We start from the raw sequence: 21915 nt of genomic DNA on the forward strand, positions 1-21915 counted from the left end.
TCCAAGCCGCACCCTCCTGTAGTCGTCTTGTTCAGCCCCGGCATGCCGCCGGGCAACGCCGGGCGCCACCGTTGGCGCGTCCCCGCCCGGCCGGGCCTCACTCGGCTCACTCGCTCTCCGGCCCCAGGCCGTAGCGGTGCAGCTTGGCGTGCAGGGTCTTGCGGGTGATGCCGAGCCTCCTGGCCGCCTCGCTCTTGTTGCCGTCGCAGGCCTCCAGCGTCTCCAGGATCGCCGCCTTTTCCAGCTCCTCCAGGCTCATCCCGGCAAGTGAAGACATGCCGGGCGCTCCGGCCTGCTCCTCGTCCGCGCCCGGCAGGGAGGGGGGCAGCTCCCGCTCGCTCACGTATTCGCCGATGAGCAGCACCACCGCGCGCTCCACGGCGTTCTCAAGCTCGCGCACGTTGCCGGGCCAGGAATACTTGAGCAGCCTGTCCATGGCTCCGGGCGTGAAGCCCTTCACCTGCTTACCGTTTTTTTGCGCGAACTTGTGCAAAAAGTGCACGGCCAGGAGCGGGACGTCCTCCACGCGCTCGCGCAGGGGCGGCAGGGCCAGGGAGACCACGTTCAGGCGGTAGTAGAGGTCCTGGCGGAAGCGGCCTTCCTCCACCTCCTGCTTGAGGTCGCGGTTGGTGGCGGCCAGGATGCGCACGTCCACCTTGATGGACTGATCGCCGCCCACGCACTGGATCTCGCGCTCCTGGATGGCCCGCAGCAGCTTGGCCTGCATGGCGAGCGGCATCTCCCCGACCTCGTCCAGGAAGATGGTGCCCCGGTCGGCGGTCTGGAAGCGTCCTTCGCGCCGCCTCTCGGCTCCGGTGAAGGCCCCCTTCTCGTGGCCGAAAAGCTCCGATTCCAGCAGGGTCTCGGTGAGCGCGGCGCAGTTCACGGCCACGTAGGGCCCCTTGCGCCGCTGGCTGTTGGCGTGGATGGCCCTGGCGATGAGCTCCTTGCCGGTGCCCGATTCGCCCGTGACGAGCACCGTGGCCTCGGACGGCGCGATGGCCGAGAGCATGTCCATGAGCTGGCGCATGGACGGGCTCTGGCCGATGATGCCGCCGGGGTCGAAGGAGGCGGCCAGGGTGTCCTTGAGGGCCTTGTTCTCGTCGCGCAGGGCGGCGTGGTCCAGGGCGCGCTCCAAGGTCAGCTTGAGCTCGTCGAAGTCCAGGGGCTTGGTCAGGTAGTCGTAGGCCCCGGCCTTGATGGCTTCCACGGCCGACTCCACGTTGGAGTAGGCGGTCATGATGATCACCGGGATGGCCGGGTTGTAGGCGCGGATATCCCTGAGCGCCTCGATGCCGGACATCCCGGCCATGCGCACGTCCATGAGGATCAGGTCGAACGGGCGCTGCCTGCACAGGGCCACGGCGGTTTCGCCGTCCTCGGCCGCTTCCGTGCGGTAGCCCCAGTCGGCCAGGAGCGTGACGAGCATGCCGCGGTGGCCCGGGTCGTCGTCCACCACCAGGAGCCTTGTCCTCGAGAGTTTCGCCATCGCCCCTCCTACGAGCCGCCGCCCAAGGGCAGAAGTATGGTGAACACGGTGCCCTGGCCTGGCCGGCTCTCCACCTTGATCTCGCCGCCGTGGCCCTCCACGATGCGGTGCACGATGGCCAGGCCAAGGCCCGTGCCGGACGGCTTGGTGGTGAAGTAGGGGTTGAACATGCCCGCCAGCACCTCCGGCGGCATGCCCTTGCCCGTGTCCGCGATGCGCACCGCGAGCCTGCCCTGCCCGCTGGCGGGGGAGGCCGAGACATCGAGCGAGCCCCCCTGCGGCGTGGCCTGGACGGCGTTCAGGAACAGGTTGAGCAGGGCCTGGGTGAACCGTTCGGCGTCCAGGGGGACGGCGGGCAGGGAAGGGTCCGGCGTAAAGCGCACGACCACGCCCTTGGCCCGGGCGTCGGACGCCGCCAGGCGCAGGGTCCTCTCGATGACCCGGTTCACGTCCTCGTCCTTGCGCTTCATGTCGCCCGGCCGGGCGAACTCCAGAAGCTCCGAGACCACCCTGTTCAGCCGGTCCACCTCCCGGATCATGGTCCTGGCCGCTTCCTTGTCCGGGCCTTCGCCCGCGATCTTGCCGGAGAGGAACGTGGCGAAGCCCTTGATGGAGCTCAGGGGGTTTCTTATCTCGTGGGCCACCCCGGCGGCCAGGTTGCCCAGGGCCGTGAGGCGTTCGTTGCGGCGCACCTGGTCCTGGAGGTGCTTCACCTCCCCCAGGTCGCGCAGGATGAAGAGGTGCCCGAGAAGGAGCCCCTCCTCGTTGACGATGCGCGACGCGCTCAGGCTAACGGGGGTGACCTTGCCCCCGGCCGAGGCGAGCGCGCGCTCCTCCTCGAGCACTGGCCCGCCCTTGGCCAGCGACGCGATCACCGAGGCCCAGTCCAGGCCGCCCTTGCCGTGGACGGGCGCGCCTTCCAGCTCTTCCCTCGGCTCGCCGAGCATCCCGGCGGCCGCGTCGTTGACCATGGTGACGACCCCCTCGGGGTCGGTGGCCAGAAGGCCCACGGGGAGGTTGGTGACCACCTCGGAGGCGAAGGCCCGCGTGTCCTGGAGCATGCGCCTGGAGAGCCTGTAGTTCTGCGCCCAGAAGAGCGAGACGAACCCGCCGAACCCGAGAAGCCCGACCAGCAGGGCGATCATCACCGTGTTGCGGAAGTCCTCGGCCAGGGCGTCCTCGAAGGGCTTGGCCGCCAACCCCACGAAGATCACCGGCTTGTCCCCGCGCAGGAAGTCCGCCCCCGGCTTTCGCCGCCCCGGCGAGCCCAGGCCGCAGTCCGGGCAGGAGTCCGGTGCGCCCCTCCACATGCCGTGGTGGAAGCCGGGCAGGGGCGAGAAGATTCTATACACCTCGAAGACCTTGCCCCCCGGCGTGTCCAGAAGCCTCCACTGCTGCGTGTCCGAGGCGCCGGGTACGGCCATCGCCCCGGGATCGTGCAGCTTCCCGCCGATCTTGGAGATGTCGCTGTGCGCGAGCACCGTGTCCTCGGCGTCCGTGACGGCCATGTAGGCGATGCCCGGCTGCTTGGCCGTCTCCTCCAGGAGGACCTGGAGGTGCTGGCTGCCTCCGCTCATGCCCATCCAGGTCCTGGTCCCGGCCTCCAGGGCCCAGATCAGGGCGGCGGCCCGGTCCATGAGGTTCTGGGACATGTGGCGCTTCTCGCGCTGCGTGTTGCGCACCGCGAGCACGGCCACGGCCAGGCCGAGGATGACGGCCAGCCCCACCATCAGCCACGGCGAAAGGTGCAGCGCCGGGCTTTTGCGGCCGGGGACGTTCGAGGTGAATCCTGTCATGCGGGGCGCTCCTGCCTCATCTGCGGGTGAAGTGTAACTGTTTTACCCGTCCTGTCCAGCAAAGGTGTTACCGAAGTATCCTGGGCGATGGCCCCTGGCCCGCGCCATTTCATTTCGCCGGCGATAATATCCAATAATCACTTTGTGTTGTTCTTGATTGCCGGGATTGGCACGGGCCTTGCCCTACGGGAAGTGCCGCCACGCGACGGCGAACGAAAAGGAGGCACGAAATGAAAAGACTGCTCTTGGCCATGGCCGCCCTCGTCCTGCTGGCCTCCTGCGCTCCGGGACACGGCCCCGGGTGGCACGGATGGCGAAACGGCTGGGACTGCTCCGGCCCTTCCTGGCACGGAGCTTCGGGTCCGGGCCGGTCAACCTGGTAGGGCAAGGCCATGATGGGAAACTGCGACTTCACATCGTTTCACTGGATGAACGGCGGCTGGGCCGGACATTGGTTCTGGATTCTTCTTCTGGCCGTGGCGGCGGGCGTCACGATCTGGTTCCTCTTCGCAAGGGGGAGGGGCCGGGGACCGGCAGCGGACAGGAGCGATTCGCTGGAGATCCTCAAGGTCCGCCTGGCCAAGGGTGAAATCACGGTCGAGGAATACAACACGCTCAAGGGCGTCTTGTAACGACATACAACAGTTCAAGAACATGGAGGATGCCATGAATATTTCGATCAAGCGGCTCACGGGACTCCTCTCCGTCGCGGCCCTGCTGGCCGGATTGCTCCTCGCGGGAGGCGCTGGCGACGCCAAGGCCCAGGCCATGGGCGGGCAGGGCTGGACGCCCGCCGCGAAGGCCGCGGGCGCGAACCAGGCAGCCGGATACGGCCACGGCTACGGCCCTGGCCACAACAGCGCCATGCGCGGATACGCAAACACCAAGAACAACACCAACGCCGGATACCACGGCGGGCACGGCCCCCACGCCGGGCCGGCCCAGGGCTGCGGCTGGTGACGACATACCGCCGGAGCCGGGCCTTGAGCCAACCTCCACCTCCGTCCTCTCCCGGCTCCGGCGGATTTGGATCGAACAGCCCCGGAGGGCTGAAGAGAGCATGAACATGAAGACGAAGCGTAAAAGCCTCCCCCTGCTGGCCGCCCTGGCCCTGGGAGCTTTGCTCATGGCCGGGGCGTCGCTCCCGGCCCGGGCCGGGGCGGCCATGACCCAAATGGAGCAGTCCCCCGCACCTTACGGGGGGAAAGCCGCTCCGGCCATGTGGTGGCCCGCCAGTTCCGGCGGAGAGGCCAAGGCCCCGCGGGAGATAACTCCCGAACGCCAACTCTCCGGGAGCTGCTGGGGCGGCTGGCGCTGAGCGCCTGTCATCACGCTGAAACCATCAACCATCAGGAGACTGAAATGAAGACGATCCGCATGCGCACCCTCACCTTGGCCCTGGCCCTGGCGGCCGTGCTGGGCTTGGCCGGAATGGCCAGCGCCCAGGGACACATGGCGGGCGGACCGGGAATGCAGGGCGGCCACATGTACGGCCTGACCCCCGAGAAGCAGGCCGCCGCCCAGAAGATCTACGCCGAGCACGGCGCGGCCACGGCCCAGCTCCGGCAGCAGCTCTTCGCCAAGCAGTCCGAGCTCAACGCCCAACTCTACGGCGGAGCCGCCGACGACAAGAAGGTCCAGGCCCTGACCAAGGAGATCGGCGACCTGAACGCCAAGCTCCTCGAGGCTCAGGTGGCCATGAAGCGCCAGCTGGCCAAGGAAGGCATCCCGGCCATGGGCATGGGCGGCGGCTGCGGCATGATGAGCGGGGGCATGATGGGCTCCATGGGCATGCACCACGGCATGTAGCCGGATTGCGGACTGACCGGTAGCGGCGGGGCGTAACGCGCCCCGCCTCCGCCGTGTCCGGCCTTATCCATATTTTCAGGAGGACGGATGTATTTCGTGGCTCACGGGGCGTTGCTCGTCGCCCTGCTTTTGTCGATCCTGGCGGCGGCCCTGGCCTGCGTCGATGCGTGGACCAACAACCAAAGAAGCCTGCCCTGGCTGGAGAGGCTGCACCTGTCGTCCGTGATGCTCGTCACCGTCGCCTCGGGGATGCTCCTGCGCGCGCTGGTGAGCAGGGATTTCACCCTCTCCTACGTGGCCCAGTACACGGACACCACCCTGCCGCTCTTCTACACCCTCACCGCGTTCTGGGCCGGGCAGGCCGGGTCGCTGCTCTTCTGGGCCCTGGCCATGGCCCTGGCCGGGGCGGCCTTCTTCTTCACCGACGCCTACCACGGGCTCTCGATGCGCACGCGGGTCTGCTTCTGGATGTTCTTCCTGTCCGTCCAGGCGTTCTTCCTCCTGCTGCTCACGGGCCCGAGCAGCCCCTTCGTGACCCTGGCCTCCCCTCCGGCGGACGGCCAGGGCCTCAACCCGCTGCTCAGAAACATCGGGATGATCCTGCACCCGCCGCTTCTCTTCGTGGGCTACGCCGGGTTCGCCATACCGGCGTGCCTGGCCCTGGCCTCGGCCATGTCCGGGGAGCGCAAGCCCTGGGTGGAGGCCGCCCACAACTGGAACGTGGCCTCCTGGGCGCTCCTCACCTCGGGCATCCTGCTTGGGGGCTGGTGGGCCTACATGGAGCTGGGCTGGGGCGGCTACTGGGCCTGGGACCCGGTGGAGAACGCCTCGCTCATCCCCTGGTTCTCGGCCACCGCGCTTCTGCACACGTCCATCATCGAGCGCCGCTTCGGGGCGCTTGCGCGCACCAACGTCTTCCTGGCCTGCCTGACGCTTCTCCTGTGCCTGTTCGCCACCTACCTGGTGCGCAGCGGCGTGGTGGAATCGCTTCACGCCTTCGGCGAGGGCGGGGTGGGCAGGCCCCTGATCCTGGCCATCTCCTTCGGCGTGGCCCTGAGCCTGGCCGTGGCCTCGGCCATGCCGCGCGCGGGCGTGGCCTCCGTGGCCGGCCTGTTCAGCAGGCAGGGCATGGTCGTGCTGCTGGTCTGGCTGCTCATGGCCCTGGGGGCCGTGGTGCTTCTGGGCACGGTCTGGCCGGTGATCAGCCAGCTCTGGGAGTCCAAGCCCAAGGGCGTGAACCAGGGCTTCTACAACACCATCTGCCTGCCGCTGTTCACGGCCATGGCCATGCTGCTCTCGGTGGCCCCGTGGCTCGGCTGGAAGGGCGGCGTGGGCAGGCCCGCCATGGCGCTCGTCCCGGCGGCGGCCTTCGCGTGCGTGCTGGCCGCCGGGGTGTTCATGGGCATAAGGCCCGTGCTGGCCGTGGCCGGGGTTGGCGCGGCGGTGGCCGTGGGCGTGTCCGTGGCGCTCTTGTGCTTCTCCAAGGGGGCGGCGGCGCGCGGCCGCTTTTTCCTGGCGGCCCACGGCTCGCACCTGGCATTCGCGATCATCGTGCTGGGCGTTGCCGTGTCCGGGCCGTTCCAGAAGAGCCACGAGACGCCAGTGTCGCCCGGGGACGCCTTCTCCTTCGGCGGGTACGACTTCACCTACAAGGGCCTGCGCCAGGAGAGGAACGCCGAGGTGGCCATCAACGAGGCCGTGGTGGGCGTGAGCAAAAACGGCAAGGCCTTGGGCGAGCTCAGGCCCCAGCAGCGCATCTACCGCAACTACGACCACCCCAACAGCGAGGTGTCCACCCTGTTCAGCCTGGGCGAGGAACTCTACGCCACCATCCACGACATCGAGGGCGAGCGGGTCAACCCCATCAAGGTGAGCGTGGTGCCCATGGTCAACTGGGTCTGGATCGGCAGCCTGGCCATATGCCTGACGCCGCTCTTGGCCTGGCGCACCCTGCGCGGCCGCGAAGGAGCCACCCATGAAAGCTAGGAAGCACGCGGCGGCCGAGGCCGGACAATTCCCCATGCGCAAGCTGATCGTCGGCATGATGGCCGTGGCCGTGGCCGCGGTCTTCGCGACCTCGTTCATCAACGGGCCGATGCCCGCCCAGGTCCAGGGCGGATCGCAGAAAGCCGTGAAGCGCGACGAGATGGCGGCTGTCCCGGCGCTCATGGCCAGGGTCAAGGACAACCCCAAGGACGAGGAGGCCGTGCTGGAGCTCGCCGAGTTGTTCAGCCGCACCCAGGACTGGCAGAAGTCCGCGCACTTCTGGACCAAGGCCGTGGAGCTGAACGCCAAGAACCTCGGGGCCAGATACCACCGGGGCTTCACCATGGTGCAGCTCAAGCGCTACGACGAGGCCGCTGCGGACTACGAATTCATCATCCAGGCGAAGCCGGACGCCTACCAGGCGTTCTACTACCTGGGGATCATCAACAAATATGGATACAAGAAGCCGGATGAAGCGAGGAAATACTTCCAGAAGGCGCTTGACATCAATCCTTCGGACAAGGAGATCGTTTCCGAAATCCAGAAGGAAATTTCCGAAATAAAGTGACGTTGCAGATCGGCATATTCGACATGGTGGTCCTGGACGACGCCGTCCCGCCCGATCCCGCCATGCCGGGCGGCCTGGCGCAAGCCGGCCCGGCAAGCTGACGCCCCCCCGCGACACTGACCCGCCGTGGGCGGCCTTGCGGCCGCCCGCGGCGCATCTCAACACCGAGGATCAAGGAGGATTCATGGCGACAGACGGCCCAGCCCGCCCGTTTGCCTCGCGCCTGGCGAGGCAGCTCGTCATCCCGCTTCTTTCGTCGCTCGCCGTGGCCGCGCTGGCGGCCTTCGACGCCGCCGGCTGCCTGGCCGACACGGGCGTCGCGAGGACGGCCGAGAAAAAGCTCAAGCAGGCCTCTCCGAAGCGCAAGGTCGGGGCCTCCTCCGGGTTCGGGATCAGGAAGGACCCGATCAACAAGCGCAAGAATTTCCACAAGGGCATCGACATCTCCCGCCCGGCGGGCACCGAGGTCTTCTCCTGGTCGAGGGGGGTGGTGCTGAAGGCGGGCTGGATGGGGGACTACGGGTACGCCGTGGACGTGCTCCATGCGGGGGGCGTCAAGACCCGCTACGCGCACCTGCTCGCCGTGCACGTGCGCGAGGGCCAGGAACTGCTGGCCGGGGAGACGCTGGGCCAGGTGGGGCGCACGGGCCGCACCACGGGGGCGAACCTGCATTTCGAGGTCACGGTGGAAGGCAGGCTCGTGGACCCGCGCGACCACCTGCGCGACTCGGCCCGGATCGTGAGCAGGCGCGGCAACCCGGACGGGTGAGCGCGAGCGCCGTTTCACGGCGCGGCAGCGGCGCGCGAAAGAAAAACGAGATCGGATTGCCCGTCGAAGCGGCGAAGCTCCGAGAATTCCACCACGGAATCCGCCTTGGACCAAAGGCCCAGCAGGCCCTTCGGGGCGTAGTCGAAGTGGTGGACGATGTAGGGCCTGCCGTCCACGAATCCGGTGACGGTGCCTCCCCGCACCTCCACCGCCAGTTCGCGCCACTGTCCGGCCGCCACCGGCAGGTGGGCGCTGGCCAGCTCGCTGCGCCGCCCGTCCTTGAAGGCGAAGAGGATCAGGTTGTCCTCCAGGGCGTTGATGCGAAGCACGAGGTAGGTGCCCGCCGTGCGGACGGCGAAGGCCAGCCCCCCGGCCTGGTCGATGGCCCCGGCCACGGGCCGCACCCTGAGGCTGGCCCGGCCGTCCTCCATGTCCGACCCCTTGGCCACGGCCAGGGGGAAGTAGAAGTAGGCCTCCACGTTGTCCAGGAAGCGCTGGTACCGCTTCCCGGAGAGCCTTCCCATGAAGGAGGTGAAGCCCTTGGAGAGGCCGGTGGCCCACCTCGCGCCGTCCTGGCGCGCGATACCGGCCCCGGTTTCGTCCTTTGCGCTCTCCCAGTCGCCCACCGCGAGATGGAACTCGGGCAGGGGATTTTCCTGGCGCTTGGCCAGCAGGTCGTAGTCGCCCTTGAAGAAGGCCTCCGCCATGGCGTCGATCTCGGCTTGCCCGGAGATGGCCATGTCCAGGAGGCGGCTTACGGCCATGAGGCGGCCCAGCTGATCGAGCGCGGCCTCGGTCTGCCTGGCCGGGGCGCCCTTCAGGGAGGCGTCGAGCACGTCGCCCGCCGTGTCCACGGTGAAGCCCAGCCGGGCGAGCACCTTGGCCAGGTACGTCACGCGCAGGCATTTGCCGGAGAACGTCCCCGCGCCGCCCGCGAAGCGGACCTTGACGTGGTTTTGCGAGGCGCCCTCGCCGCAGAAGGCGTCGATGTTGGCGAAATGGTAACCGAACCTGGCCGAGAGGTTCATGTAGTCGGAGCCGAGCAGGGCGTAGGAGTCGCCGCCGGGGGTCCCGCCCCCGACCTCGGCCGTGGCCGAGGAGGCCATGAGGGTCATGAAGCTCTTGGCGTCGAAGGCCACCGTGCCCGACCAGGTGACGCCGGGGTGGGTGAACCCGCGCCAGATGGCGCGCATGGGGGTGCTGCGCAGGTCCTCGGGCGTGATGTCGTCGCAGGTGGTCAAAAACTCGCGCAGGCCGCCGCCCAGGTCGACGCAGTAGAGCGTCAGCGGGATCTGGGCCTTGAGGCGCGCCACGTTGGCCGCGCCTTCCGCGTCCCCGCACAGGCCGAACATCTCCCGCATGGCCTTCTCGTGGGTGTAGCGGACGATGTCGTGGAGGGTCCTGCAACCGGCCGGGGAGAACGTATCCGCTTCCGGATCGGTGAGGGTGAGCGGGGAGATCACGTCCAGGGCGGCCCTCAGGCGCACGTGCATGGGGCTGTCCACCACGCGGGAGCGGGGCCTGCCGGAAACCGTGAGCAGCGCTTCCGCGCGCCCCTCGAGCACCCGGAGGTTCGAGGCGTCCAGGGTGACCTCCCGGCCCTCCTGGAGGAGTTCCATGCAGCCTGGCGCGGCGAAGATCGCGGGGATGCCCATCTCGCGCGCGACCGAGGCGAGGTGGCTCGCGGCTCCGCCCATGGCGGTCACTATCCCCCCGGCCCTGTCCAGCAGGGCGGCCAACTCGGGCGCGGCGTTCACCGCCACGAGGATCGCGCCCTCGGGAACGGTTTCCGGGACGGCCCCCTCCACATGGAGAACGGTCCCGCTGGCCGCGCCCGCGCTGGCGCAGACGCCCCCCGAGAGCAGCGCGGGGAAGCCGGAGAGGTCGATGTCCTCGACCGGGGGCGTCTGGGAAGAAGCCTCCTCGGGAGCGTCCAGCGGCCTGGACTGGACGATGACCAGGCGGCCTTGCCCGTCCAGGCACCATTCGACGTCCTGCGGGGATTCGAAATGCTCCTCGAGGAGCAGTCCCATCCTGCCCAGTTCCAGCGCGAGGTCATCGGAGAAGAGCGGCGTTTCGGCCGGCGCGACGACCCCGAGAGGGGAGCGGGCGATGCGGGTGGTCACCGCCCTGGATTCCCCGGACACCAGCTTGTCGCCGAGCCCGGGGACCGCGTCCAGGCGCATGGCCGGGCCGGAACCCGCGCCGGGGTCGAGCGTGTAGAGCACGCCGCTCACCCGGCTGTCGACCATGGTCAGCACCAGCGCGGCCATGGGCGCGTCGCCGTCGTCCAGCCCCCAGCGGAGCCGGTAGAGCACCGCGCGCGGCGTGTACTTGCTGGCGAAGACCTCCTTGAGGGCCTGCCCGGCGCGCTCGAAGGGCACGTTGAGCACGGACTCGTACTGCCCCGCGAAGCTCGCCGCCCCGTCCTCACCCACCGCGCTGGACCGGACCGCGAGCAACGCCGGGGCCGTCGCCTCGCGCTTCAGCGCCTCCAGGGCCTCGCCCAGGGCGTTCGCAAGCCCGGCAGGCAGGTCGGCCTCCAGGATGGCCCGGCGGATGCGCCCGCAGCGGCTCTCCAGCTCCGGCAGGTCGAGCGGGGAGATGGTTTCGAGCTGCTCCCGGGCGTATTCGTCGAGCCCGCCATGCCCCATGAACGCCCGGAACCCCTCCGTGGTGACCACGAACCCCGCCGGGACCGGCAACTCGAGCGCGTTGCGGACCCTGGCCAGGTTCCCGGCCTTGCCCCCGACCCGGCGCGCGTTTTCCGGGCCGACGTCCTCTAGGCGCAGGACGAGGGGAGCGCCCAGCGCCTCGGCGGGTGGTTCGAAGGCGGCCAGGGCCTGGGCGAGAATCCGCTGCTGCGCTTCGTCCAATCCGGCATGTCGGCCCGGGGCCAGGCTGTTAAGGGAGTGGGCCATGCAGGCGGTTGCTTCCCCTATGCTCCGCACGGCTTGGCGGGCCGCGCCGGAAGTGAAGACCTCTCCGCCGTAATACGTCTGCTCCAGGGCCGCCAGCGCGTCGAGCACGGCGTCGTTCTGTTCGAGCAGCGCCTTGAAGTGGCGGTATTTCACGGCCGTCCTGTCGTCGGGGTCAGCCAGGAGCTGGCAGGCGTTCTTCTTTTTCAGGAAGCCGAACAGGCTCATGGGGGTTCTCCCTGCTTCGCGGATTAGTCCGTGGCCCCCGCTCGGCACGAGGGCCATCAGCGGGAGTTTTCCGGATATCCCATCCGGCGCGCCGGAAGTCCAGGTTGACTTTCAGGGCTCTTCCCCGTGCGCCCTGGCCCGCTTCGGGAGTTGTCGCCCGGCAAAGCTTGTGCAGCCGGGGCCTCTGCCTTAAAACCCCTCGATCCGGGTGGCCGCGCCGGTTCTGGTCCGGCCATGGGCGTCACCCGTTTTTTTCCGAACCGCAATCGAAAGGAGTCCAGCGTGGACGACATCAAGGTGAAGGACAGCAACGGGACGATCCTGAAGGACGGCGACAGCGTCACGCTTATCAAGGACCTGAAGGTCAAGGGGTCTTCCGTGACGCTCAAGCGCGGGACGCTCATCAAGAACATCCGGCTCACGGCCAACGAGGCGGAGATCGAATGCAACGCCGACAAGGTCAAGGGGCTGGTGCTGAAGACCTGTTTCCTGAAGAAGGCCTAGGCGGCCGCTTCGCCGCCACCCCCGGGGCAGCCGTGAAACTCCTGGACAATCTCCTCTTCCTGGCCTGCTGGGGTTTTCTCGCCGCGTCGGGGCTGGCCCTGGCCGCGCTTCACCTGGCCGGGGACCGCTGGTGGCCGGGGACGCTCCTCCTCTTCGGCCCGCGCTGGGCCTTGGCCCTGCCGCTCGTGTTGCTGGTCCCCCTGGCCCTGGCGCGCGCCCCCAGGCTGCTTCTCCCGCTCGCCCTCGGCGCGGCCGTGGTCTTCGTCCCGTTCATGGGCCTGCGCTGGGCGTTCCCCGCGCCCCAGGCCGTGGCCGGGATCGTGGTGCGCGTGTTGACCTGCAACGTGCGCACGGGCCAGTTCGATTCCCGGGCGCTCTCGGAAGTGATCCGCTCCCGCAACGTGGACCTCGTGGCCCTGCAGGAATGCCCGCCGGACGTCCGGCTGGAGCTCCCCCCGGGCTGGCGGCGGGAGCAGGCCGGGGTCGTGGCGGTGTTTTCCCGGCATCCGGTGAAGGCGCTGCCCCCCGTGCTGGTCAAGCATCCGCCCCACGTCTGGGAGCGCCACAGCCTGCTGCCGTGCGTCGTGACCCTGCCCCAGGGGGAAATCGTCTTCAACTCGGTGTACCTGCCGAGCCCGCGCTACGGCCTGCAGCACCTCCTGGACAGGAGCACGGGCATCGACCCCGCCAAGGCCGGGCTTTTGACCTCGGAGACGGCCAACCGCGCAAGCGCGGCCCGGACCGTGCGCAAGGCCCTGGGGGCGGGAGGCCTGCCCTTCGTCGCGGCAGGGGACTTCAACACGCCCGTGGAGAGCGCCATCTACCGCGAGACCTGGGCGGACCTGCAAAACGCCTTCTCCGAGGCCGGGCGGGGGTACGGGTGGACGTTCCGGGACGCCGTGCGCTTCGTGCCCATCGACACGCGCGTCGACCACGTCCTGGCCGGAAACGGGGCGGTCCCCCTGGGTTGCGAGGTCGGCCCGGACGTGGGCTCGGACCACCGGCCGGTCATCGCCGACATCCTCGTTGCCGGGGGGAGCTGACCGCTATTCGATGCCGCCGATGAGCACGTACTTGGTGTCCAGGTAGTCGAGGATGCCCTCGCTGCCGCCCTCGCGGCCCATGCCGCTCTCCTTCACGCCGCCGAAGGGCGCTTCGGCCATGGCCAGGATCACCTCGTTGACGCCCACCATGCCGTACTCCAGGGCCTCGCAGACGCGGAAGGTCCGGCCCAGGTCGTTGGTGAACACGTAGGAGGCCAGGCCCGCGTCGGTGTCGTTGGCCATGGCGATGGCTTCCTTTTCCGAGGCGAAGGCCGTCACCGGGGCGATGGGCCCGAAGATCTCCTCCTTGAAGACGCGCATGGACGGCGTGACCCCTGAGAGCACCGTGGGCTCGTAGTAGAGCCCGCCCAGGGCGTGGCGCTTGCCGCCCACCGCCACCCGCGCGCCTTTCTCCACCGCGTCGGCCACCAGGGCCTCCACGTGCTTCACGGCGTTCTCGTCGATGAGCGGCCCCTGGGTCACGCCCGCGTCCAGGCCGAAGCCGGGCTTGAGCGAGTCCACCTTGGAGGCCAGCCTGCGGGTGAAGGCGTCCAGGATGCCGTTCTGCACCAGCAGGCGGTTGGCGCAGATGCAGGTCTGGCCGGAGTTGCGGAACTTGGCGGCCAGGGCGCTGTCCACGGCGCGGTCCAGGTCGGCGTCGTCGAACACGATGAAGGGCGCGTTGCCGCCGAGTTCCAGGGAGAGGCGCTTCACCGTGCCCGCGCACTGGGCCATGAGCTTCTTGCCCACGGCGGTGGAGCCGGTGAAGGAGAGCTTGCGCACGCGCGGGTCGCCGGTGAGCTCGGCCCCGATGCGCGAGGAGTCGCCGGTGATGACGTTGAACACGCCAGGCGGGATCCCGGCCTCCTGGGCCAGGGCGGCCATGGCCAGGGCGGAGTAGGGGGTCTGGGAGGCGGGCTTGATCACCACGGTGCACCCGGCGGCCAGCGCCGGGGCGGCCTTGCGCGGGATCATGGCGAAGGGGAAGTTCCAGGGGGTGATGATGCCCACCACGCCAACCGGCTGGAGCATGGTCAGGGGCCGCCTGCCCCGTTGGGGGCTGGGGATCACCCGGCCGTAGGCGCGCTTGGCCTCGCCCGCGTACCACGGGAAGTAGGAGGCCCCCTGCGTGATCTCGCCCTTGGCCTCGGCCAGGGGCTTGCCCTGCTCCAGGGTCAGGATGGCGGCCAGCTCGTCCAGGTTCTCCTTGATGAGCTCAAAAAACCTGTGCAGGTACGCGCCCCGCTCGGCCGGGGTGAGCAGCTTCCACGCGGCCATGGAGCGCGCCGCCCCGGAGATGGCCACGGAGCATTCGGTCTCGCCGCAGCGGGGCACCGTGCCCAGGGTTTCGCCCGTGGCCGGGTTCGATACCTCGATAACCCGGCCGTCCAGGGCGGAGGCCCATTTGCCGTCGATGTAGCACTGGGTCTTCCAGAGCCTGAAATCGTCAAGTCGCATGTCCTGTCTCCGTGACGGGAGGGCTCGCCCTCCCCGGTTGTATCGATGGCGCGCCTCGAGACCCCGGCCCGGGCGGCCGGAATGCCTCCGCCCGTGTCCGGGCGGGACCGTCCCCGAGGGGCGCTTCGCGCGAGGGGCCCTGTACGCCCGAAGGCCCGCCCCGGCTAGTCCTTGACCCAGTAGAGCAGGTTGTGGCGCGCGCGGATGTGGTCGCGGATCCGGTACTCCTCCGCCTCGGTCATGGCCCGCAGGCGGATGCAGACGTTGCGCTTGGACTCGTCCGCCGGGTCCAGGTAGGAGATGATGCTCACGATCTTGGCTTCCATGCCCCGGATGTCGTCGATGAGCTGCTTGAGGTGGCCTTTCTCCACGGGCAGGCTGGCTCCCATCTGCACGCCTCCCGAGTCCACGCCGCTGACCAGCGCGAAGAGCCGGAAGATGTCCGTGTCCGTGACGATGCCCACCACGCGCTCGTCCACGTCCACCACGGGCAGGCCGCCGATCTTGTTGTCGCGCATGATCACGGCGGCGCGCTCCACGGTGTCGCCCGGGGTGATGCGCAGGGGCTTTTTCGTCATGATGTCGCGCGCCTTGATCTCGGAGAGCAGGCGCGTCATTTCGTAGATGTCCAGCGACGTGGCCTTGGAGGGCGAGGCGGCCTTGATGTCGCGTTCGGTGACGATGCCGGTCAGGCGGCCCTCGCCGTCGACCACCGGCAGGCGGCGGACGCCCAGTTGTTGCATGATCCGCCCGGCCTTGATCATGGAGACGTCCTCGGTAACGGTGGTGACGTTCTTGAGCATCCAATCGCCCACAAGCATACGCCGCTCCTTCTGGTGGAGATTTCAGGGCCGGGTGGTCCGGCGGTTCGTCCTCAGCCGGGCACGGATGCGGGCCTGCCCTCGGGCGACCAGCCGCGCAGCCGGTAGTACTCGCCGAGCATGAAGGCCAGCTCGTCCTCGCCGAGCGCCCTGCCGTCGGGCAGGGGCTCCTTGTGCAGGCGCGCGGGCAGGCGGTCGTCGGCCGGGGTCAGGCCCTCGCGCAGGTTGAAGGTCCTGGTCATGTCCGCCACGGTGGCCGCGCGGCGCGTGAGCGCCTCCTTCGATGCGTCCAGGCCCGTGGCCAGCGTGATGACCTTCTCCAGCTCCTCCCAGGTGTAGAGGTCGCGGAAGAAGCGGCAGAGGATGAGCGTGTCGAAGATGTTCAGGCGGTCCTCGTAGTCGATGAACATGGCCGCCTTGCCCTCGATTGCGTCGGGCTTGATGAACCCGGCCAGCTCGGGCTTGTAGAAGGTGCTGCGCAGGTGGCAGGCCCCCCGGTCCGAGGTGGCGTAGGCCAGGCCCATGCCCTTGAGCACGCGCGGATCGTAGCCCGCGGGCTCCATGCCCTTGACGTGCACGGCCAGGTCCTCAAGGCCCCACTCGCGCGCGGCGTGCCTGATGCCCTGGGAGAGCACCTCGCCCGCGCCGCGCCTGGCCGCGATGTCCTCGATCAGCCGCGCCGCGCCGTCCGCGTCGTTGTAGGCGATGGGGATGTTAACGCGCCCGCGCGCCGCAGCCTCGACGGCGAAGGCGCAGAGGTTGCCAGCGGTGATGGTGTCCATGCCCAGGCGGTCGCAGAGGTCGTTCAGGTAGACCACCTCGCCCATGTCCTCGATCATGCACAGCCCGCCGAAGGCGTAGATGGTTTCGTACTCCGGGCCCTCCAGGGTCAGCCCGGCGTGGCGGCCCTTTTTCAGGGTGGCCATGCGCCCGCAGGCCATGAAGCACTTCAGGCAGGCGTGCGGGGTGACGTCGTGCTCCTTGTGGAAGGTCTCGCCGGAGATGTTCGGCCAGTGGGAGCAGCTTCCCTGGGTCCAGTACTTGGCCGGGAAGGCCCCGGCCGTGTTCATGAGCGCCACCATCATGGTGGTGCCCTGGGCGCGGTAGGCCTGGACGCCCTTGTTCTGCATGCCCGCCTTGGCGAAGGCCGTGGCGTACTCCCGCAGGCCCTTGGGGTCGGCGGGCGCGCGCTTGCGCCCGCCCTGGAAGACCACGGCCTTGAGCTTCTTGGAGCCCATCACCGCGCCCACGCCAGCGCGGCCCGCGCAGCGCCACTTGTCGTTGGCGATCATGGCGAAGCGCACCAGGTTCTCGCCCGCCGGGCCGATGACCACCGCCCCGGGCTTGCCTGGCGCGCCTTCGCGGGAGAAGCGGGCCAGGGCCTCGTCCTCCGTGGCGTAGACGTCCATGCCCCAGAGCCCGGAGGCGTCGTGGAACTCGCAGCCGTCCGGGTGCACGGTCAGGGCCAGGGGTGACTCGGACGCCCCCTCGACGACCACGGCGTCGAACCCGGCCCCGTCGATGGCCTCGGGCGTGCGCCCGCCCGAGTAGGACTCGGCGTAGAACCCGGTCTGGGGCGACTTGGTGAACACCCCGTAGCGGCTGCCGCCCCAGGCCGAGCCCCCGCACAGGGGGCCGGTGGCGAAGATGAGGCGGTTCTCGGGGCCAAGGGGGTCGGCCCCGGCCGGGTTGCGCTCCAAAAGCAGGCGCGTGGCCAGGCCCTTGCCGCCGAGGACCGCGTCGTAGACCGCGTCCTCCACGGGGTCGATGGAGAACGTCCGTTTGCCTGCGTCGATGGTCAGCACACGTCCGTGAAAGCCGTGCATGATTGTCCTCACATGCCCAGGTAGGCGGCCTTGATGTGCTTGTTGTCCATGAGCTCCCTGGCCGGGCCTTCCATGGCCACGCGGCCGTGCTCCAGCACGTAGCCCCGGTCCGAGAGGCTCAGGCTGTGGTTCACGTCCTGCTCCACGAGCAGCACCGTGGTGCCCGTGTCCGCGATGACGCGCAGGGTGTCGAAGATGGACTTGACCAGGATCGGCGCGAGCCCGAGCGAAGGCTCGTCGAGCATGAGGAGCCCGGGCAGGGCCATGAGCCCGCGCCCGATGGCCACCATCTGCTGCTCGCCGCCGGATAGTGTCATGGCCATCTGGTCCTGGCGCTCCCTGAGCCTGGGCAGAAGGTCGTAGACCTTGCGCAGGGTCTTGTCGCGCAGGGTGTAGGCCCTCTTGGTGTAGGCCCCGATCTCCAGGTTGTCGGCCACGCTCATGAGCGAGAAGAGCCTGCGGCCCTCGGGCACGTGGATGATGCCCCGCTCCACGATGCGCTCCGGCGGGAAGTCCTGGATTTCCTCGCCCTTGAAGCGGACCCGGCCGCTGGTCGGGTGCAGGAGCCCGGAGAGGGTTTTCAAAAGCGTGGACTTGCCCGCGCCGTTGCCGCCGATGATGCTCACCACCTCGCCCTCGTTCACGGTGAGGGAGAGACCGTTTATGATCTGCACGTCGCCGTAGGAGACGTTGATGTTCTCAACGCTAAGCAGCGCCATACTCCCTCCCCAGATAGGCCCTGATGACGTTCTCGTCCTTGGTGACGTCCTCGGGTTTGCCCTCGGCGATCTTCTCGCCGAAGTGGATGACCACCACCCGGTCCGACAGGGCCATGACCGCGCGCATGATGTGCTCGATGACGAACACCGTGACGCCCGAGTCCCTGAGCTTCTTGATGATGTCGATCATCTCGTCCACCTCGGTGGGGCGAAGCCCGGCCATGACCTCGTCGAGCAGCAGGAGCTCCGGCCCCGTGGCCAGGGCCTTGGCTATCTCCAGGCGCTTGCGGTCGGCGATGGTCAGGGTGGCGGAGAGCTGGTCCTTGCGGTGGGCCAGTTGGAGCGTCTCCAGCACCTCGAGCGCCTTCTCCCGGGCCTTGCGCGTGGAGCCGGTGCGCAAGAACGCCCCGACCATCACGTTGTAGAGCACGGTCTTGGAGGCGAAGGGCTTGACGATCTGGAAGGTCCTGGCCAGGCCCAGGCGGCAGAGGTCCCAGGGCTTCTGCCCGGCGATGGAGTCGCCCTTGAACCTGATGTCGCCCGCCGAGGGCGGGAAGACCCCGGCCACGCAGTTGAACAGGGTGGACTTGCCCGCCCCGTTGGGGCCGATGAGCCCCAGGATCTCGCCCTTGGCGATGTGCAGGTCCAGGTCGTGGATGGCGGTCAGGCCGCCGAAGTGCTTGGTCAGGCCTTTGACCTCGAGGATGTTCATCGCGCGCCTCCCTTGCCGTTTTGGGCCGCGCCGCCGGTGACCTTGGCCGCGAACCTGTCGTAGAGCCTGACCAGGGGCGGGGTGAGGCCCTTGGGCTGGTAGAGCATCACCAGGATGAGGATCAGCCCGAAGATCACCAGGTGCAGGCCCGGCAGCTGGTCGCTCAGGTAGATGCGGGTGAACTCGTTCAGCGGGCGCAGGGCCAGCGCCCCGATGAGCGGCCCGGCGATGGTGCCCCGGCCGCCGATGAGCGCGATGAAGGCGATCTCGAAGGAGAGGTCAAGGCCCAGGAGCCCCTTGGGGTAGAAGTAGAGCATGAGCTGGGCGTAGAACGTGCCCGCCAGGGCCGTGAGGAAGCAACTCATGGCCATGGAGACGAGCTTGTACCTGGCCACGTTGACGCCGAGCGCCTGGGCGGCCTCGGGCTCGTCGCCGCCAGCCGCCAGGTAGTAACCCATGCGCGACTTGGAGATGAACCAGGTCAGCGCCAGCACCAACACCAGCATCACCAGGATGATGTAGTAATAGGGCTCCTTGTGCATGAACTGGTAGTTCCAGAAGGAGTCGCCCTTGAGCGGGATGAGGAGCCCCCGGGGGCCGTTCAGCTTGATTGGCCCAAGGCTGTCGATGTTCTCGATCATCACCCGGATGCCCTCGGCGAAGGCGATGGTGCACAGCGCGAAGTAGGCGCCGCGCATGCGGAAGGTCGGCTTGCCGATGAGCACGCCGACGAACGCGGCCACGATCCCGCCCGCGATCATGCCCAGCCAGGGCGAGACTCCCCACTGCAGCGAGAGCACAGTTGAGGTGTAGGCCCCGATGCCCACGAACACGGCGTGCCCCATGGGCAGGACGCCAGCGAAGCCGCCCACCAGGTTCCAGGCGGAGGTCAGGTAGGCGTAGAAATACAAGAGGATGAGAATTTGCAGGTACGTCGGGCTCTCAATGACCAGCGGCAGCCCGAAGCTCGTCAGCAAGGCAAGGCCGAGGAGCGTCAGGTCCAGTTGTTTCCGGCTCACGGTTTCGCCTCCTACCAGTCCTGTTTATGGCCGAAGATGCCGGAGGGTTTCACGAAGAGGATCACCAGGAAGATCGCGTAGATGATGGCCTCGGTCCACGTGGAGGTGACGAACTGCGAGAACACCGACTCGATGAGCCCGATGATCACCCCGCCGACCATGGCCCCCTGGATGCTCCCCAGGCCGCCGAGCACCACGATGATGAAGGCGCGGATGTCGAAGACCACGCCCACCGAGGGGTAGACGTAGTAGAAGGGGATGATCACGCATCCGGCGATGCCCGCGATGGCCGTGCCGATGCCGAAGGCCAGGTTGTAGATGCGGTACTGGTCGATGCCCATGAGGTTGGCGGCCTCGCGGTCCAGGCTGGTGGCCTGGAGGGCCTTGCCGGTGCGGGTCTTGCGCATGAAGAGCCACAGGCCCACGGCCGTGAGCACCGAGACCACGAACCCGGAAAATTTGGGGATGGAGACGATGATCTCCCCCAGGGAGAAGGACGTGCCCGAGATGGCCGTGCGCACGGTGCGGTACTCCGCGCCGAAGAGCATCAGGGCCAGGTTGTCCAGCACGTACCACACGCCCGTGGTCACGATGATCACCGTGAGCGGCTCGCGCACCTGCTGCTCGGCCTTGAACACGGGTTTGATCACCAGGGCCTGCAGGTAATAGCCGAAGAAGAAGAGCAGCGGGGGCACCACGACAAGCGCCAGGTAGGGGTGCACCCCAGTGAGCTTGATCAGCCAGTAGGCGGCGAACATGCCCACCATGAGCAGCGACCCGTGGGCGAAGTTGACCACCTTCATCACCCCGAAGATCAGGGTCAGTCCCAGGGCGGTCAGCCCGTACATGGCCCCCATCATGGTGCCGTTCAGCGCCGCCTGTAACACCGCGGTCATGTAGAGTCTCCGGTGGTTTGTCCCCCCGGGCCGACTGCCCGGCCCGGGGGGCTTTCGTTGGCGGGACCTGGGCTACTTGCCGGACGGGAAGACGGGCTTGTAGCCCGCGCGGCGGGCTTCCTTGGGCCACACGGTGACGCGGTCGAGCTTGCCGTCGATCTCGGCGATCTGGGCGATGACGATGCCGGCGTTCTTGTTCTGGCCGGACTCGTCGAACTCGATGCCGTTGTAGGAGACGATCATGGCCGGGCCGGTGGTCAGCTTGGTGGAGGCCAGGGCGTCGCGGACCTTCTTGGGGTCGGTGGAGGCGGCGCGCTCGAGCGCGTCGGCGATGACGTACATGGCGGCGTAGGCGTCAACGGACTCGCCGGTGAGGTCGTAGCCGTACTTGGCCTTGAACTTGGCGTTGGTTTCCTTGGCGCCGGGCTTGTTCACGTCGGTGTTCCACTCCACCTCGTCGAAGAGGTAGAGGGCGTTCTTGCCCACGTTCTCCAGGAACTTGGGGTCGGCGTGGCCGCCGCCGCTGGCCAGCACCACCTTGGGGTTGACCTTCATCTCGGCCATGGTGTTGGTGAGCAGGATGGCGTCGGCCGCGTTGGAAACGAGCATCACCACGTCGGGCTTGGCGGCCTTGAGCTTGGTGACCACGGGGGTCAGGTCCGTGGCGGTGGAGGGGTAGGGCTCGTCCAGCACGATCTCGTAGCCGTCCTTCTTGGCCAGGTCGCGCCACTTCTCGGCGAAGCCGGTGCCCCAGTCGCCGTTCTCGAAGACGAAGGCGATGGACTTCATCTTCTGTCCGGTCTCCTCCTGCATGTCCTTCAGGAAGCGGAACTGGTCGCGCACCCACCAGGAGTCCTTGGCCGCGATGCGGAACACGTACTTGAAGCCGCGCTCGGTGATGGTGTCGCGCACGGCCACCGGCACCACGAAGGGCACGGCGTAGCGCTCGGCCACCTGGGTGGCGGGGTAGGTCACGGCGGAGTTCCAGCAGCCGGTCATGATCTGCACCTTCTCGGTGTTGATCAGGCGCTCGGTCTCGGTGACGCCGACCGTGGGGTCGGACTTGCTGTCCGCGTAGACCAGCTCGAGCTTGGCCCCGCCGAGCGACTTGATGCCCCCGGCGGCGTTGATCTCCTCAACGGCCATCTCGCGGGCCTGCTTGCCCTGCACGCCCACCGAGGCCGAGGGCCCGGAGAGCGGCTCCACGTTGCCGATCTTGACGGTTTTCTGGGCGAAGGCCTGGCCCGAGAGGCCCGCGGTAAGCACGGCCGCGGCGATGAGTCCGGTCAGTTTTCTGCCGAAAGACACCCTGTTCATGCGTCGCTCCCTTCGTTGACTGTTGTTCGGGGTAGTT

Annotated in this window: 21 protein-coding genes; 10 read left to right on the forward strand and 11 right to left on the reverse strand. The window is 68.3% G+C overall.

Annotation, left to right across the window (positions count from 1 at the left end):
* Positions 1–106 precede the first annotated feature (106 nt).
* On the reverse strand, positions 107–1489 hold the full coding sequence (locus ACZ5V4_RS13950; protein WP_464315468.1) for a sigma-54-dependent transcriptional regulator: 1383 nt from the start codon (positions 1487–1489) through the stop codon (positions 107–109).
* Positions 1490–1497: 8 nt separating this feature from the next.
* Positions 1498–3285 (reverse strand): ATP-binding protein, encoded by a 1788-nt coding sequence (locus ACZ5V4_RS13955; RefSeq protein ID WP_464315469.1) that lies wholly within the window; start codon positions 3283–3285, stop codon positions 1498–1500.
* A 230-nt stretch (positions 3286–3515) separates the two neighbouring features.
* Between ACZ5V4_RS13955 and ACZ5V4_RS13960 the strand changes: the two genes are divergently transcribed.
* From ACZ5V4_RS13960 to ACZ5V4_RS13995, 8 genes are all read left to right on the forward strand, one after another.
* Positions 3516–3668: a hypothetical protein gene (locus ACZ5V4_RS13960; protein WP_464315470.1), complete on the forward strand. Its 153-nt coding sequence runs from the start codon at positions 3516–3518 to the stop codon at positions 3666–3668.
* A 9-nt stretch (positions 3669–3677) separates the two neighbouring features.
* On the forward strand, positions 3678–3917 hold the full coding sequence (locus ACZ5V4_RS13965; RefSeq protein WP_464315471.1) for an SHOCT domain-containing protein: 240 nt from the start codon (positions 3678–3680) through the stop codon (positions 3915–3917).
* Between the two features lie 34 nt (positions 3918–3951).
* On the forward strand, positions 3952–4245 hold the full coding sequence (locus ACZ5V4_RS13970) for a hypothetical protein (RefSeq protein WP_464315472.1): 294 nt from the start codon (positions 3952–3954) through the stop codon (positions 4243–4245).
* Positions 4246–4351: 106 nt separating this feature from the next.
* Entirely contained in the window at positions 4352–4603 is a 252-nt protein-coding gene (locus ACZ5V4_RS13975) for a hypothetical protein (RefSeq protein ID WP_464315473.1), read from the forward strand.
* Between the two features lie 44 nt (positions 4604–4647).
* Entirely contained in the window at positions 4648–5094 is a 447-nt protein-coding gene (locus ACZ5V4_RS13980) for a periplasmic heavy metal sensor (RefSeq protein ID WP_464315474.1), read from the forward strand.
* A gap of 87 nt (positions 5095–5181) precedes the next feature.
* Positions 5182–7080: a heme lyase CcmF/NrfE family subunit gene (locus ACZ5V4_RS13985; protein WP_464315475.1), complete on the forward strand. Its 1899-nt coding sequence runs from the start codon at positions 5182–5184 to the stop codon at positions 7078–7080.
* Positions 7070–7648, forward strand: coding sequence for a tetratricopeptide repeat protein (locus ACZ5V4_RS13990; protein WP_464315476.1), 579 nt, complete (start codon positions 7070–7072; stop codon positions 7646–7648). The genes ACZ5V4_RS13985 and ACZ5V4_RS13990 overlap by 11 nt, the downstream gene beginning before the upstream one ends.
* Positions 7649–7832: 184 nt before the next feature.
* Positions 7833–8417 carry a M23 family metallopeptidase gene (locus ACZ5V4_RS13995; protein WP_464315477.1) on the forward strand — a complete coding sequence of 195 codons (585 nt, stop codon included), beginning with the start codon at positions 7833–7835 and terminating at the stop codon, positions 8415–8417.
* A 14-nt stretch (positions 8418–8431) separates the two neighbouring features.
* On the opposite strand, the gene ACZ5V4_RS14000 is transcribed toward ACZ5V4_RS13995, so the two are convergent.
* Positions 8432–11563, reverse strand: coding sequence for a PEP/pyruvate-binding domain-containing protein (locus ACZ5V4_RS14000; protein ID WP_464315478.1), 3132 nt, complete (start codon positions 11561–11563; stop codon positions 8432–8434).
* Between the two features lie 282 nt (positions 11564–11845).
* On the opposite strand from ACZ5V4_RS14000, the gene ACZ5V4_RS14005 reads away from it, so the two are divergent.
* Positions 11846–12067: an alkylphosphonate utilization protein gene (locus ACZ5V4_RS14005; RefSeq protein ID WP_464315479.1), complete on the forward strand. Its 222-nt coding sequence runs from the start codon at positions 11846–11848 to the stop codon at positions 12065–12067.
* A 32-nt stretch (positions 12068–12099) separates the two neighbouring features.
* Positions 12100–13110: an endonuclease/exonuclease/phosphatase family protein gene (locus ACZ5V4_RS14010; protein ID WP_464315480.1), complete on the forward strand. Its 1011-nt coding sequence runs from the start codon at positions 12100–12102 to the stop codon at positions 13108–13110.
* Positions 13111–13113: 3 nt separating this feature from the next.
* On the opposite strand, the gene ACZ5V4_RS14015 is transcribed toward ACZ5V4_RS14010, so the two are convergent.
* The 8 genes from ACZ5V4_RS14015 to ACZ5V4_RS14050 form a co-directional block, all read right to left on the reverse strand.
* Positions 13114–14568 carry an NAD-dependent succinate-semialdehyde dehydrogenase gene (locus tag ACZ5V4_RS14015; protein WP_464315481.1) on the reverse strand — a complete coding sequence of 485 codons (1455 nt, stop codon included), beginning with the start codon at positions 14566–14568 and terminating at the stop codon, positions 13114–13116.
* Between the two features lie 164 nt (positions 14569–14732).
* Complete coding sequence (locus ACZ5V4_RS14020) at positions 14733–15389, reverse strand: CBS and ACT domain-containing protein (RefSeq protein WP_464315482.1); 657 nt, start codon at positions 15387–15389, stop codon at positions 14733–14735.
* A gap of 53 nt (positions 15390–15442) precedes the next feature.
* A complete protein-coding gene (locus ACZ5V4_RS14025) occupies positions 15443–17215 on the reverse strand; it encodes an aldehyde ferredoxin oxidoreductase family protein (RefSeq protein ID WP_464315483.1) in 1773 nt (590 codons plus the stop codon).
* 8 nt (positions 17216–17223) lie between these two features.
* Positions 17224–17934 (reverse strand): ABC transporter ATP-binding protein, encoded by a 711-nt coding sequence (locus ACZ5V4_RS14030; protein ID WP_464315484.1) that lies wholly within the window; start codon positions 17932–17934, stop codon positions 17224–17226.
* On the reverse strand, positions 17921–18646 hold the full coding sequence (locus ACZ5V4_RS14035; RefSeq protein ID WP_464315485.1) for an ABC transporter ATP-binding protein: 726 nt from the start codon (positions 18644–18646) through the stop codon (positions 17921–17923). The genes ACZ5V4_RS14030 and ACZ5V4_RS14035 overlap by 14 nt, the downstream gene beginning before the upstream one ends.
* Positions 18643–19665, reverse strand: a complete 1023-nt coding sequence (locus ACZ5V4_RS14040) for a branched-chain amino acid ABC transporter permease (RefSeq protein ID WP_464315486.1) — start codon at positions 19663–19665, stop codon at positions 18643–18645. Before ACZ5V4_RS14040 ends, ACZ5V4_RS14035 begins: the two co-directional genes overlap by 4 nt.
* Before the next feature lie 11 nt (positions 19666–19676).
* Positions 19677–20561, reverse strand: a complete 885-nt coding sequence (locus ACZ5V4_RS14045) for a branched-chain amino acid ABC transporter permease (RefSeq protein WP_464315487.1) — start codon at positions 20559–20561, stop codon at positions 19677–19679.
* Positions 20562–20633: 72 nt separating this feature from the next.
* Positions 20634–21878 carry an ABC transporter substrate-binding protein gene (locus ACZ5V4_RS14050; protein ID WP_464315488.1) on the reverse strand — a complete coding sequence of 415 codons (1245 nt, stop codon included), beginning with the start codon at positions 21876–21878 and terminating at the stop codon, positions 20634–20636.
* Between the last annotated feature and the right edge of the window lie 37 nt (positions 21879–21915).

The sequence above is a fragment of the Fundidesulfovibrio sp. YSD1 genome (genome assembly GCF_055397115.1).